Origin of the sequence: Leucobacter sp. NPDC077196 (assembly GCF_040687075.1) — a bacterium.
Lineage (GTDB): Bacteria > Actinomycetota > Actinomycetes > Actinomycetales > Microbacteriaceae > Leucobacter.
Genome location: NZ_JBFBML010000023.1, coordinates 1 through 14,275 on the forward strand (window position 1 = coordinate 1; position 14,275 = coordinate 14,275).

General features: G+C 67.3%; 11 protein-coding genes, 1 tRNA gene and 1 pseudogene. 3 read left to right on the forward strand and 10 right to left on the reverse strand.

The genetic code is table 11. The annotated features are described in order from the left end of the window. Positions 1–66 precede the first annotated feature (66 nt). Positions 67–549: pseudogene (locus AB0O71_RS14540) on the forward strand (recombinase family protein); the annotation flags it as partial. Between the two features lie 598 nt (positions 550–1,147). On the opposite strand, the gene AB0O71_RS14545 reads toward AB0O71_RS14540, so the two are convergent. The 5 genes from AB0O71_RS14545 to AB0O71_RS14565 all read right to left on the reverse strand — a co-directional run bounded on the left by AB0O71_RS14545 (position 1,148) and on the right by AB0O71_RS14565 (position 6,832). Continuing rightward, positions 1,148–1,222: transfer RNA gene (locus tag AB0O71_RS14545), tRNA-Gln, on the reverse strand. A 141-nt stretch (positions 1,223–1,363) separates the two neighbouring features. Next, positions 1,364–2,575, reverse strand: coding sequence for a diaminopimelate decarboxylase (gene lysA / locus AB0O71_RS14550; RefSeq protein WP_363746443.1), 1,212 nt, complete (start codon positions 2,573–2,575; stop codon positions 1,364–1,366). Between the two features lie 394 nt (positions 2,576–2,969). Beyond that, entirely contained in the window at positions 2,970–3,488 is a 519-nt protein-coding gene (locus tag AB0O71_RS14555; RefSeq protein ID WP_363746445.1) for a hypothetical protein, read from the reverse strand. A 97-nt stretch (positions 3,489–3,585) separates the two neighbouring features. Beyond that, positions 3,586–5,106: an amino acid permease gene (locus AB0O71_RS14560; protein ID WP_363746447.1), complete on the reverse strand. Its 1,521-nt coding sequence runs from the start codon at positions 5,104–5,106 to the stop codon at positions 3,586–3,588. Between the two features lie 169 nt (positions 5,107–5,275). Beyond that, positions 5,276–6,832, reverse strand: a complete 1,557-nt coding sequence (locus AB0O71_RS14565) for an aminotransferase class I/II-fold pyridoxal phosphate-dependent enzyme (protein ID WP_363746477.1) — start codon at positions 6,830–6,832, stop codon at positions 5,276–5,278. 183 nt (positions 6,833–7,015) lie between these two features. Here AB0O71_RS14565 and AB0O71_RS14570 point away from each other — a divergent pair, with 183 nt between their 5' ends. Then, positions 7,016–8,008 (forward strand): LysR family transcriptional regulator, encoded by a 993-nt coding sequence (locus tag AB0O71_RS14570; protein ID WP_363746449.1) that lies wholly within the window; start codon positions 7,016–7,018, stop codon positions 8,006–8,008. Between the two features lie 165 nt (positions 8,009–8,173). Here the strand turns inward: AB0O71_RS14570 and AB0O71_RS14575 are convergent, their stop codons facing one another. From AB0O71_RS14575 to AB0O71_RS14595, 5 genes are all read right to left on the reverse strand, one after another. Continuing rightward, positions 8,174–9,139 carry an alkaline phosphatase gene (locus tag AB0O71_RS14575; protein WP_363746451.1) on the reverse strand — a complete coding sequence of 322 codons (966 nt, stop codon included), beginning with the start codon at positions 9,137–9,139 and terminating at the stop codon, positions 8,174–8,176. A gap of 8 nt (positions 9,140–9,147) precedes the next feature. Next, positions 9,148–10,215 (reverse strand): TerC family protein, encoded by a 1,068-nt coding sequence (locus AB0O71_RS14580; protein WP_363746453.1) that lies wholly within the window; start codon positions 10,213–10,215, stop codon positions 9,148–9,150. Positions 10,216–10,435: 220 nt separating this feature from the next. Then, positions 10,436–11,995 carry a hypothetical protein gene (locus tag AB0O71_RS14585; RefSeq protein ID WP_363746455.1) on the reverse strand — a complete coding sequence of 520 codons (1,560 nt, stop codon included), beginning with the start codon at positions 11,993–11,995 and terminating at the stop codon, positions 10,436–10,438. After that, entirely contained in the window at positions 11,992–12,621 is a 630-nt protein-coding gene (locus AB0O71_RS14590) for an ATP-binding cassette domain-containing protein (RefSeq protein ID WP_363746457.1), read from the reverse strand. The genes AB0O71_RS14585 and AB0O71_RS14590 overlap by 4 nt, the downstream gene beginning before the upstream one ends. Before the next feature lie 185 nt (positions 12,622–12,806). Beyond that, complete coding sequence (locus AB0O71_RS14595; RefSeq protein ID WP_363746459.1) at positions 12,807–13,766, reverse strand: Ppx/GppA phosphatase family protein; 960 nt, start codon at positions 13,764–13,766, stop codon at positions 12,807–12,809. Between the two features lie 83 nt (positions 13,767–13,849). Here AB0O71_RS14595 and AB0O71_RS14600 point away from each other — a divergent pair, with 83 nt between their 5' ends. Further along, positions 13,850–14,236, forward strand: a complete 387-nt coding sequence (locus AB0O71_RS14600) for a GntR family transcriptional regulator (RefSeq protein WP_363746461.1) — start codon at positions 13,850–13,852, stop codon at positions 14,234–14,236. Positions 14,237–14,275 lie beyond the last annotated feature (39 nt).

Below are 14,275 nucleotides of genomic sequence, written 5' to 3' on the forward strand. Positions count from 1 at the left end.
GCGTTTGACGCCGCTCGAGTACGAGACCATCATGAACAAACAGGTCGCACTCGCTGCCTAACCAAACTGTCACCTCAACGTGCATCAGACCCGTATGCGACCGGCAAGTACTCCATCGCACAGCTCAGACAGATGCTCGAGGATGTCGGTTTGACATCACGAGCTTCCGCTGCGAGGGCAGAGCAGCCGATAGGCCACACTCAACTGGCTAACATGCTGCGCAATCCGTATTACACCGGAATCATCCGCTACAAAGGGCGCCTCTACGCAGGGCGACACGAGCCGCTGATCTCCAAGGAGATATTCCTAGAAGTGCAGGCGATTTTGGATAGCCGCAGCAACCGCAGCGACAAGGACATCACACACTTCCACTTCTTTAAGGGGCTGATCTTCTGCGGGCACTGTAAACGAAATGGTCGGCGAAGTCGTCTGCTCTATAGCCAAGCGGCTGGGCGGGGCGGCGTGTACGAATACTTCGTCTGCACAGCTAAGCAGCGACGTCTCTGCGACCTACCTTGGACTCGCATGGAACGCGTCGAAGATGAAGTCGCTCGGCAAGTTGCACTAAAAACGCTACCCGACGAGGTCATCGACGGAATACAGACCAGCATTACTTCGGCGGTGAGGGATATCCTGGCTGCCGAACGCGAGGCTAAGACCCATCTCAAGAAGCAGCTCAAAAAGCTGGAGGCTCAAGAGGAGCGTCTGATCCTGCTCGCTGCCAACGGCACCACAGCAATCGAGAAGGTTCATACGCAACTCGAAAAGACTTCCCTCCAGAGGGGTGCAGTTCAAGAGAAGCTGGCACATACCGCTGAGCGCATACAATACGGCGCGGAGGTTGCCCTTGCTTATGCCAATCTACTGCGCAACCAAGGCGAGACCTATAGGAACGCACCAGATAGCGTCAAACGTGATCTACTCACGGCACTCTATGGCGACATCCACATCTACGTCGACGAAAACGGCGTCACGGTAGAGCTTGAGCCGTCCGAGGCCAATAGCCTAGTACGGAGCGTTATGGCCCACAGCGAGCCTCAGAAGGCGCCTGAAGGCAAAAAGAAAGCCTCCAAGCAGGAACAAGGAGACTTTCTAACCGAAACGAGCTTATCTGGTTCACTTGCCGTGGGTTCGACAAACTCGTATGTGGCTGGGATACCAGGACTCGAACCTAGAATGACGGTACCAGAAACCGTAGTGTTGCCAATTACACCATATCCCAAAGCGGAGATCCGCGGCCCAGAGGAGCGCGGCACCGAGAGTTAACTCTACCCCGGAACTCCCGCGAACTCAAAACGAGGCGGCGGCGCGCTCACCCCGCGCGCGTCGCCGACTCGTTGCAGCGAAGTTCGTCGAAACCGGGCTACCCCTCGAGTGCGGGCGCGTGCAGCGCCAGCAACTCCTCGTAGGTCTCGCGCCGGACGACCAGACGCGAGACGCCGTCGCGCACGAACACGATGGCGGGCTTGAGCGCGCCATTGTAGTTGTTCGCGAGGGTGTACCCGTACGCGCCGGTCGTGGCGACAACGGCGAGGTCGCCGACGCGCGCCTCAGGCAGCGGCGCCCGGTCGACGAGCAGATCGCCTGACTCGCACTGGCGCCCCACGAGCTGCGATGTCTCTGTCCACGGGTCGAGTGCGCGGTTGCCGAGCAGAGCCTCGAATCGCTGGCCGGTGAGTGCGGCATCCATCTGATCGGCGAGGCCGCCATCGACGGCGACGAAGGTGCGGCCGGTGCGCTTCACCGTGGTGACGCGATACAGCGTGACACCGGCACGGGCCACGATGGCCCGCCCGGGCTCGATCATGATGCGCGCGCCGGAAGGCAGGTGCTCGCGAGCCGCTGCCACGATCGTGTCGAGGTATTCGTCGATCGACGGCGCGATCTCGTCGTACGTGTACTTCACGCCGAGCCCGCCGCCGACGTCGTAGACGTCGAACTCGCCCGCCGTCGAGATCTTGGCGACGGCCTCACCGAACTGGTCGACATCGAGAATCTGCGATCCGATGTGCAGGTGCACGCCCTCGAACTCGAGGAGGGGATGCGCGCGCATGCGCTCGATCGCTGCGAGCGCCTGGTCCATCGGAAGGCCGAACTTCGAGTCGTCACCACCGGTCGCCTGCGACGCGTGCGTCTTCGCCTCCACGCCCGGAATCACCCGCAGCAGCAGCTTCTGGGGCTTCGTGAGCAGGCGTTCGAGGCGATCGAGTTCGTCGGTGTTGTCGACGATGATCGTGTCGATACCGGCATCGACAGCCATGCGCAGCTCGGCATCGGTCTTCGCGTTGCCGTGGAAGTGCAGCTTCGACGGTGACACCCCGGCTGCGAGTGCGAGGCGCAATTCTCCCCCGCCGGCGATATCGACCGATAATCCCTCTTCGGCCGCGACGCGGTACATGCCGACGGCGGGGAACGACTTCGACGCGAACAGCACCTCAGACTCGGGCCATTTCGCGCTGAGCCCGTCGATGAAGCGCCGGATCTGCCGCCGCAGACCGGCCTCGTCGTACACGTACAGCGGTGTGCCGTACTGCTCGGCCAGTTCCGTCACCGGAACCCCACCGAGGTGCAGCACACCCCTTTCATCGACAGCGGATTCCTCGGGCAGGATTGACCAGAGTTCCCCAAGCCTATTTCCCTCCGGGCTGGGCTGCGAGAGAACCGGGATCGGGGAGGTAGCGTGCGGTGCGGCAGTCATCGGGGTACTCCAAAATTCTGGTCGAGATCTCGACCGGCTGGACGCTCAGGCGCCTCGAATAGGTGGGGTTGGGTGTCGCGCTGAACGCGCTACACATACCCCGTCCAGGCCTGCAACCGACCGACCGGAGGGGACGGCGAATCGCCGCGCTTCGCGACTCGCATCCGCTCCTCCTGCATACTCTCAATACTCGCTGGTGCCCGAGACGCGGTCAACTGAAGCGATCGGCCGGCAGGCCGAGATGCGTTTGGCGGTCGCACTGCAGCACCGCTCACGCCAGCTCCTCCTCGCCGATCACCCGCACGCCTCCGTCGTGCAACAACAGCTGCGCGCGCAATGGCGCTACGGTCCGACCGGTGAGCCCGGCGCCGAACCCCTGCCCGCACCCTTCACCGGACCCCCGCCCAGCAGCCTCGGCGAGCCCGCGCGCCCAGCGCACATCGTGGGCGTCGAGCGCGGCGCTCCCCCGCCGCTCCCACATGAGCACGAACTCGTGCGCACCGACGAGCTCGCATGCCATCCGTGCCCGTTCCACCATCACCCGCACGAACGGCACGCGCCCGAGGTCCTCGGTGTCGAACAGCTCATCGGGTTCGAGCGGATGATCATCCATGGGCATGATCGGATCAGCGAGCCGAGAAGCACCATCGAGGAAGAGCAACCACATCTGCCGCACTTCAGCAACGTCGAACAACCGGTTGAGCTGATCTGCGAGGGCGTCGTCGGTCTCGAGCCTACGATAGGGATCGATGGTGGTAGAGGGCATGAGGCTGGGTTCGCTGTGTGTCATGCACCTCAGCATCGCCGCACCGCGTCCGGGCCGGAGGTCGGATCCGCAATCTGTGGATAAGCCCCCGGCACCCGAAAGGGAAGCCGCCTGTGCGCGACTACTTGCGCGGCGCCGCGCGATCCTCGGACTCCTCGAGCTCGCCGCCGTCGTACAGCTCGCCCTCCGACGACCCGAGCCGGTACCGCCCGGGCCCGACGAGCACGATCATGCCCGTATCGATGCGGCGCCCGAGCACCGAGTTCTTGCGTCCGGTGAAGTAATACCAGACCAAGACGAGCGCGGTCCAGATGGCGAACACGATGATGGTGATCGGGCGCAGATCCTTGATGATCCAGAGGCAGCCGATAATCGACAGGATCGGGATCACCGGGTAGAGCGGCACCTTGAACTTGCGCTCCAGGTCGGGCTCGCGGTGGCGCAGCACCATGACGGCGACGGAGACCACCGTGAACGCGGCGAGCGTGCCGATCGACGTCATCTCGGCCAGGAAGTTGATCGGCAGAACCCCGGCGAGAATCGCGACGATGGCCGACACGATGATGGTGTTGGCGATCGGGGTACCGGTGCGCGGGTTCACCTTGCTGAAGACCTTCGGCGCCATGCCGTCGCGCGACATGGTGAAGAGGATGCGCGTCTGGCCGTAGAGCACGACCAGCGTCACGCTGAAGATCGAGATGACGGCGCCGGCGGCGACCACGGTGCCGGGCCACGACGCGCCCACGATGTTCTCGAGAATCGCGGAGAGCCCGGCGCTCTGCCCCTCGAACTCGCCGGTCGCCTGAGCGCCGAGCGCGGTCACGGCAACGAGCACGTACACGGTGGTCACGACGATGAGCGCTGAGATGAGCGCGATCGGCAGGTTGCGGCGCGGGTTCTTCGCCTCGTCACCGGCCGTAGCGACGGCGTCGAGCCCAACGAACGAGAAGAAGATGATGCCGGCGCCGGTCATGATGCCGCCGAGCCCGAACGGCGCGAAGTTCGCGAAGTGGTCGATGTTCCACCCGGTGATGCCGACCGCGACGAAGAAGAGCAGCACGGCGATCTTGATGACCACCATCACCGTGTTGGTGACGACCGAGTGGCTGGTGCCGCGAATGAGCAGGAGGCAGCAGAGCGCGATGAGGATCACCGCGGGCAGGTTGATGATGCCGCCCTCCTCCGGCGCGTACAGCAGCTCGGGCGGAAACTGGAACCCGAAGAGGTTGTTCACCAGCTGGTTCACGTATTGCGACCACCCGACCGCTACCGCGGCGGTCGAGACGCCGTACTCGAGGAGCAGGCAGGCGGCGACCCCCATCGCGGGCAACTCGCCGAGCGTGCTGTACGCATAGGAGTACGAGGATCCGGAGACCGGCACCGAGCTCGCGAGCTCGGCATAGCACAGCACCGAGAGGCCGGCGACGAGGGCCGCGATGATGAACGACCAGATGACGGCGGGGCCAGCGATGGGCACGGCCTCGGAGAGGATGAAGAAGATACCGGTGCCGATGGTGCCGCCCACGCCGATCATCGTGAGCGGGAAGAGTCCGATGCTCCGCTTCAGCTGGCTGCCGCTCTCACCCCCGTCGCGTGGAACGGGCTTGACTCGGAAGAGCTGCTGCCGCAGAGAGCTTGCCATACGTGTCTTCTCCAGACTTCGTTGTCGCTGGGCCCTGTGGGGCCCGGTCGTTCGTCCCTCCGCGCTCGCGCGCCAAGGGTTCCCGGTCTTCCGGGCGATGCTCGGATCTCGAGCAATCCGCGGCGGTGGGCCGCGAAGTCAGAGCGGCGCCGTCGCAGGCGCCGCGGGGTCAGCCGACGGCCAGTACTCGGAACCGATCGACAGCCGGGTCGATCGCGCCGCGCACGTAGCCGGTCGGAGAAGCCGCGACCGCCTGCAAAAAGGCTACCGCTTCTTCGGTGATCTCCTCGCCGGGCATGACGTTCGGGATACCCGGAGGGTAGGCCGCGAGCGTGTCGGCGGAGACCCGTCCCACCGCATCGGCGGCGCTCACCACTTCGGTCGCGCCGAAGAACCCGTCGCGCGGGCTGACGCGGTACGCGCCCGGCGCCGGCAGGTTCGGGAAGTCGTGGGCATCGCCAGCAGCTGCGCGCTCGCGGTCGGCCTCGGGCGACTCGACGCTCGCCACGATCGCGGCGTACACGGCGTCGAAGTCATGCGTCTTGCCCGCGCCGATCACGGCCACGATCGACGTCGCCGTCGACATCTCGAAGTACATGTCGTGGTGCTCGACGAGGTGCTGCCTCAACCAGTGCCCGCCGACGCCCGCTCCGCTCACATCGATCGGCACCCGCAGCAGGTCGGTATCGACGATGTCGTCGAACCGGTCGAAGGTGTCGCTCACCACGGTGAATCGGGGGTCTTCGCGCAGGATCTCGCGGAAGCGACGCGCTCCCGCGACCGAGCGCCCGATCGCGTCCTCGCCGGTTGCGAGTGCGTGCCGGGCGATGTCGAGCGAACCGCGCAGCAGCGCACTGGTCGACGTCGACGCGGTCATGCTGAAGGCCCGTTCGATGAGCGGCTCGAGGCGATCCGCGAACGGACCGTCGCCCAGGTGCAGCATCGCCGACTGCGTCAGCGAGCCCGCAAGCTTGTGCGTGCTCGAGATGACGACGTCGGCGCCGAGGCGTGCGGGCGACTCGGGCAGCTCGGGGTGGAACCCGAAGTGCGGGCCCCAGGCGCCGTCGACGATGAGCGGGGCGCCGTGCGCGTGCGCGACCTCCGCGAGACCCTGCACGTCAGAGACCGATCCGAAGTAGCTCGGCGAGATGACGTAGACGGCGTGGGCCGGGTTGCCTGCCCGCTCCGCCTCGGTCAGCGCCGCTTCGAGTGCCGAGGGCGACACTCCGTGTGCCATTCCGTGCACGGAGTCGACATTCGGCATCACGTAGCTCGGCGTAATGCCCGCGAGCAGGATGCCGTCACTGAAGCTGGAGTGCGCGCTGCGCTGCGCGAGGATGCGATCACCAAGACCGCGGCTTGCCAGGGCAATGGTGCGGTTCGCCTGCGAAGCACCGTTCGTCAAGAACCAGGTGCGCTTGGCACCCCACGCGTCAGCCGCGAGCTCAAGCGCCCGGTCGAGCGGTGTCTGCTCCTGACCGCGCGCGAGCAGGTCGACGCCGTCCATGAGCATCGGGATGTCGAGGCGAAGCGCGCGCTCGCCCAGGAAGCCGGCGAGACGACCGCTGAGATCGTCTTCCGTTCCGCCGTGCCCGGGCACCATGAGCTGCACCGAGCCGCGATCTGCGTACGCTTCGAGCGCATCGGCGTAGGGCGCGGTGCTGTGGTCCAGCCGGAAGCGCGGCGTCGGCTGCTGCTCAGCCGCTGCGCGCTGCTCCGACGGCATGATCGATGCTCCGCTCCCCGAGAGCTCGGCCGGCGCGATGGACTGTGCGGGGACATCGGTGTGCAGCATGGTTGCCATTCTGAGCGGCAGACCGGGTTCGCGGAACCCCCGTCTCCCCTATGATTACACATACGTCATATGTGACTCGCGTCGATTTGCGCTGAGGATCACAACATGAGATAAGTGACTTCGAACGGCGGTGCGATGATCGATCTTCGGCAGCTGCAAGCGTTGCGCGCGGTACGGCGCGAGGGCTCCGTCACCCGCGCCGGACGAGCGCTCGGTTGGAGTCAGCCCACCGTCGACTACCATCTGCGCAACCTGGAGCGACTGATCGGCTCACCCGTGCTCGAACGCTCGAAGCGCGGGTCGACGCTCACCCCGGTGGGCGTACTGGTGGCTGATCGCGGCGAAGAGATCCTCGCTTTGACCGATCGTGCCCTCCGCGATGCCCGCGATCTCGCGCAAATGGGGCGGGCGAGACTGAGATTCGGCACGTTCCCCACCGCTGCGGCCAAACTGCTGCCCTCCATTGTCGCGCAAGTCGCCGACCTCGGCATCGAGATCGACGCGGTCCTTGAAGAGGTGAGTCCGCTGGTCGCGCACGTCAACGATCGCACCCTCGACGCGGCGCTGCTGTACTCGGTCCCCGGATACGAGGTACCGCTGCGGCCCGACATTGTGACCACGGAGGTGCTGCGCGATCCTCTGCTGCTCGCGCTCCCCGAGGATCACCCGCTCGCCGAACGCTCATCCATCGACCGTGAGGCGCTGCTCTCCCTGCACGACGAGCGCTGGCTACTCGGAACCAGTCGCGACGACCCCATGGACTCGGTGCTCGTCGATGCGTTCACCACCCATGGGCACGAATTGGAAGTCGCGATCCGCACCGACGACTTCCAGGTGATGCTCGGCATGATCGCTGCCGGCATGGTCATCGGGCTCGTTGCCAAGCTCGCAGCGGGACCGACTCACCCGGGCGTCGTGCTGCGGCCCATCGATGACCCGGCGTTCGCGCGGTCCGTGCTGCTCGCCGCGCCGGCCGGGGGCAGAGCCAATGCCAGAGGCGAGGGCGGAGGCGAGGTTGGAGGCGAGCAGCCGTCAACGGCGGTGCGCCAGCTTGCCGCGGCGATCCGCCACGCCGTCGCGCTGAGCGAGCACCCCGCAGCCGGGTGAGCTTCGGCGCCCGGACTCGATTGATGCGAGCCGAAACTGGGCTCTCGCGGGCACAACAGCTTCGGGCCGAAGCAGCAGTGCCCCCGGGCGCGAACCCGGGGGCACTGCTGCTTCATACTCGGACTGCGCGATCAGCGCACGAGTTCACTGCGCCACGTGGCGCGCTCAGCCGGCCTGTGCAGCGCGACGCAAGCGCAGTGCTACCAGCACGCCGCCGGCGATCACGAGCGCACCGGCTCCGATGCCGAAGGGCAGCAGGCCTTCGCTCGCGCCGGTCGCGGCCAGCGACCCCGTGGCGCCTGCCGGGCTCGCCACCACGTTGCCGGCCTCATCGACCACGGGAGCCGCGCCCTGCGCGCCAGCCTCGGCGGCGCCTGCACCTGCAGCACCCGCGGTACCGGCACCTGCGGCACCCGCGGTACCGGCACCTGCGGCACCCGCGGTACCGGCACCTGCGGCACCCGCGCCTGCAGCACCGCCGTTCGCTCCGGCCTCGGCACCGCCGCCATCGGCAGCTCCGGTTGCGTCGTCGAGCGGAGGATCAACCGGCACCTCCGGTGCAACCCAGGCGTCGTTGAGCATCCACGCCGCCATCGACGTGTTGTCGAGGTAGTGTCCGCGCACGAGGTCCAGGCCGGTGCCGAGCGTGGTGAGCTGCTCGGTGCCAGCACCCTTGGAGAAGAAGGGCACCAGCATGTTGGTGTGGTCTCCGCTGTTCCAGGAGTGCGCTGCGAGCGTCGCGGGGTCGGCATCGGTCGACGGGATGATGGAGCTGTAATCGCCCGGGGTCTCGCCGAACAGGTAGCCGGTCTCGTGATCGGCCGTCACCACGACCAGTGTGTCGTCCCAGCTCGAGTTGGTCTCGACCCACTCGATCACCGAATCCACTGCGTTGTCGAAGTCCGCAACCTCTTCGAGGTCGCGCTCGCTCTCGTTACCGTGTCCGGCCCAATCGATCGCGCCACCCTCGACCATGAGGAAGAACCCGTTGTCGTTGTTGTCGGGCACATTGAGCGCACCCTGCGACAGCGTGGCGAGATTGGGCACATCGTTCATCGGCGCACCGTCTGCGCGCGACTGTTGCAGGGTCGACGCAACCTGGGCGACACCGAAGACGCGCGACCCGCTCACGAACTGCGCTACTGCAGGTCGTCCGGGCGCTGATTCGCCGCACGCGCGTCGGCGATATCGACGTCCGGGTCGGCAGCACGCTCCCGACGCTCGTCCAGCCGCTCAGCGGCGGTACGGCCGCCGCGTGTCTTGCGCAGACTCAGAATGGTCGCGACGGCGATCGTGGCTCCGATGAAGAGCAGCGAGAACCAGATCGGAATCTCGGGCACCCAGAGCAGCGGCTCGCCGCCGTTGATGAACGGGAGCTCGTTGACGTGGAGGGCGTGGAAGACGAGCTTCACACCGATGAACGCGAGAATCACCGCAAGACCCTGCGAGAGGTACACGAGGCGTTCGAGCAGACCGCCGATCAGGAAGAAGAGCTGACGGAGGCCCATGAGCGCGAAGGCGTTCGCCGTGAACACGATGTACGCCTCGTTCGTCAGCCCGTAGATCGCGGGAATCGAGTCGACCGCGAAGATCAGGTCGATGAAACCGATCGCGACGATCGTGAGGAACATCGGAGTGAAGAAGCGCTTGCCGTCGATCTTGGCGGTGAGCTTGTCTTCGTGATACTCGTCGGTGACCGGGAGCACCCGTCGCACGAACTTGATGAACCGCCCGTTCGCCGGGTCGGCGTCGTGGTTCGCGAACGCCTGGCGGTACGCGAGGAAGAGCAGGAGAGCGCCGAAGACGTAGAAGATCCAGCTGAGGTTCTCGATGAGAGTCGCGCCGACCGCGATGAACGCGCCGCGGAGGATCAGCGCGATGATGATGCCGATCATCAGCACCTTCTGCTGATACATCTTCGGCACGGCGAACGCGCTCATGACGAGGAGGAAGACGAACAGGTTGTCGACTGAGAGCGCCTTCTCCGTGAGATACCCCGCGAAGTACTCGCCGCCGAAGTTCCAGCCCGACGCGAAGCCGATGCCGACACCGAAGACGAGCGCGAGGCCGATGTAGAACGCCGACCAGCGGGCCGACTCGCCGATCGTGGGTTCGTGCGGCTTGCGCACGTGAGCGAAGAACTCGTAGACGAAGAATGCGATGGTGACGAGGATCGTGATGATCCAGATCAACGGGGTGACCTGCATGAGGCGCTCCTAGGGGTCGGTGAAAGACACCAAGGTCTCTTCCACCCCGATCGTGTCACGGATTCCGTGTTTTCGAGGCCAATAGCCCGAAGTACATCGATGCACTCGTATTGACGGGACTACTGCGAACGGGAATACTCCCCCTGCGCACTCCACCCTATCGAATTCGACGCGGGAATATGCACAGAATCGCCGCACGCTCTCAGCGCTTTCGGCACCGTCACCGATCTGCCGAGCGGCGCCGCGACCACCGCGCGGCACCGACCGCGACCAGCGGCACACACGCCACGACGCACCAGGCCGGCGCGTGCGCGGCGAGCGGGAGCACGGCTCCCACGCACGCGATCAGCACCACGCCGTCGATCGACCAGATGAAGCGCACCGCTCCGCTCAGGTCCCCCTCGGGTGTGGGAATCGGTGTGAGCAGCCGGAGCGGGAGCGGCCCTTTCAGCGCGTTGCTCACCCGCGCGAGCACACCGCAAAGGCCGATGGTTGCAGCACACAGTATCGGTGCCGGCGGAGAAATGCCGAGGGCAAGAGCCGACACCGCGGCCATGACTCCCGAGAGCACGAGCACCGCGCTCACCGGAAATGCGGCGTGCAGCAGGAGCAGCTGCGCATCGCTGACGCCGTAGAGCGGCAGATCACCCGCGACCGCCGCGGCGTGGCGCACACCATCGGTAAACGGACCGAGCCCCGCGAACGCGAGCACCGCGGCGAACGCGCCGAGAGCGCCGAGTGCCACCCCGGGCTCCGGTGCGGTGCTCGCGATCGTCACGAGCACGCTGGCAGCAGCGATGCCGAACGCGCCCGCCGCCAGACGGCCCGGCGAGCGGGTCGCACCGACGGCATCGCGAAACACGAAGGTGCCCACCAGCGCGATGCCCGATCGCCCGGCACCGCCTGCACGCACCGCACGCACGCGCCGTCCGACCCGAGGGCGCCCCTGGTACGCGGACACTGCGGAGCTGAAGTCCATGCCGTAGGCGTGTACGGACGACGATTCCCAACGCGCCGACTGCCCTTCGAGCACCTGCGTACGCACGCGCGAGAGCAGCCACGGGGTCAGCGACGCGAGCGCGAGGGCGCAGGCGGCGAGCGGCACCAGCCACCGAATTGCGGTAGCTGGATCCGCCGCGGGCGAGGCCGCGCTCGACCAGAACGCCGCGATCCACCCCCACGGAGTAAACGGAGCCACTGCGGGACTGATGGCACTCACCCCCATGAGGATCACGACACCAGTCGCAAGCGCACCCGCCGCCCGCGGCGCGGCCTGTCCGGTGAGCCACGCGACCGTGGCGATGACCCCGATGATCGTGCCGAGCACTGCGAACGCGAAGGCGGCACCGAAGGTCAGCGATCCGTGGCTGGCGAGCAGCACGCCGATGAAACCGGTTGCACCGGTGGTGAGTACCGTCACGATGAGGGCGCATCGCATCACGCTGCCGCCGAATGCCGAAATGCGCGACAGGCCGCTGCGGGCGAGGGCGTACGTGAGCACGGGCGAACGCAGTGCCGGGCCGCGGAGCCCGCCGAGGAGCAGCGCGAAGGTCCACAGGCCGCCGACGCAGAGCCCGCCGACCAGCGGAGCAGTCGGCGCCACGAGCACGTGCAGTACGTCGGGTTGCGACGCGGCGGTCCACAGCGCCCGCACCGTCGGCGCGACGAACACGATCGCGAGCATCACGCCGAGGTAACCGGCGTAGCGTCGGTCGCTGGCCGAATGAGCGTGCGAGGCGTTCCAGATGGCGAGGGCGGCGCGAGCCGGGCGATATCTCATGCGACGCCCTGCAGCCGCAGAGTGCCGCCACCAAGTCCGGCCTCGATCGGATCGCTGTGCGTGGCCACGACCACCGTCGCACCAGCCCGACGGCGGCGATCGACAGCGGCGACGACCAACTCGAGGCGATCGGCGTCGAGCCGCTGCTCGGGCTCGTCGAGCACGAGTGCGTCGCAGGGGCGGGCGAGCACGAGGGCGAGCCCGAAGAGCTGCGTCTGGCCCGACGAGAGCTCGTGCGGATAGCGCGTGGCGAGCGGGTGCAGGCCGAGCTCGTCGAGCACCTGCCCGGCGAGCCGCTCGGCGTCCTGGCCCGATGCGGACCAGGTCGTCGCGACGAGCAGCACATGGTCACGAACGGTGAGATCGGGTGCCATGGGCGGCAGTCCGATCATCGCCGCCATACTGCGCCGCGTGCGCGGGTCACGGGAATCGACCGGTCGACCCGCGACGCGCACCGTGCCGCTCGACGGGGATCGCATGCCGGCGAGCAGCCGGAGCAAAGTCGACTTGCCTGCTCCGTTCGCTCCCCGCACGACCACGGCATCGCCGGCTCCCGCCTCGAACGAGGTAGCGGGCAGCAGGGTCAACTCGCGTTCCCGCACCTCGGCGTCCTGTACGACAATCATGCGTCTATCCTCGCAAACGCGGGCCTGCACCGGCTCGCAAGCCTGGCTCTGCGCTCGGCCGCGGGGGTTCAGCGCGCGAAAGCGCAGTTCGGCACCCTGGTCGGCGCGCGAGGGACCTCAACTGCGCTTTCAACGCACGATGGGCCGAGGCCCGGACGCCCAACGCACTCTGAGGCCCCACCGCCTCACCCCGATTTGCGCACGGGGTCAGCCCCGCGGCCGTCGAGCGCATCGATGTACCTCAGCACGATGCCCTCCCGCAGCGCCCACGGCGAGATCGTGAGCGTCTCGACCCCGAACACCTTCATCGCGGTGCGCAGCACCACGGCGCCCGCCATGATCTGATACCCGCGCTCCGGCGTGATGCCGGGCAGGTACTCGCGCACGGCGCCGGGCATCTCGCGCAGCGACGGCTCCCACTCGCGCAGGCCGACGTAGTGCAGCTGCGCGAGGTCGCCCGTGACGGGGTCGGACGGGCCGCCGACGAGCCGCGCGAGCGAGCGGATCGTCTTCGAGGTACCCACCACGCGCTTCGGCCGTGGCCGATCGGCGAAGAGTTCGTCGCGCACCCTCGTGAACTCGGCGCGAGCGTGAGCGCGCAAGCGCGAGACAGCCTCGCGCGACGGCGGATCCTCTGCGAGGTAGTTGATGGTGGATCGCCCGGCGCCGAGCGGCAGCGAGACCTGAACGTCGGGGTACTCATCGGCGCCCTGAGCGATCTCGAACGAACCGCCGCCGATGTCGAACAGCAGCACTTCACCCGCCGACCAGCCGAGCCAACGACGCACGGCGAGCATCGTGATGCGCGCCTCGTCCTCCCCCGAGAGCACGCGCAGCACGATTCCGGTTTCATGAGTGACGCGCGCCAGCACGTCCTCGCCGTTGGCCGCTTCGCGGATCGCGCTGGTCGCCGTCGAGATGAGGTCGTCGACGCCGATCTCACGGGCGATCTCCGCGCACTCGCGGATCGCCTCCACGATGCGCACCACGCCCTCCTCGGCGATGGCTCCCTCGGCGTCGAGGTAGCGCATGAGCCGCAGCACCGAGCGCTGCGAGTGGAACGGAACCGGGCTCGCGCCCGGATGGGCGTCGACAACGAGCAGGTGGACGGTGTTTGATCCGACGTCGATCACTCCAAGACGCATGGGGCGAGTCTAGTGCGATTCGCGGCAGCGATCACGGCATGCGCCCCGTCCGCTCCCCCGCCCCGCCCCGCTACCCTGTCGGTATGAGCGACGCCGCACTCGACCTCTTCGTCATCGACGCCGGATCCCCCGAGCCGCCGTATCGCCAACTCCACGACGGGGTGGTGCGCGCGATCTCCGCAGGACGCCTGGCGCCCGGGGCGAAGCTGCCCACCGTGCGCGGGTTGGCGGCGCACCTCGGGCTCGCCGCGAACACGATCGCCTCGGCGTATCGGGCCCTCGAAGCGAACGGCATCATCGAGGGGCGCGGCCGGGCGGGCACCTTCGTGTCGCTCGGCGACGATCCCGTCGATGCGGCCGCACGAAGCGTCGCGCTCGAGGCGGTCGAACGGCTGCGCAGTCTCGGCGTCACCGGCGACCGTGCCGCGCAGTTCCTCGTCGACGCCGCGCGGGGCGCCGAGGCGAGCTGACGCCACTCCTGCGCGGGCGGCCCACCTCGGCGCCGCCCG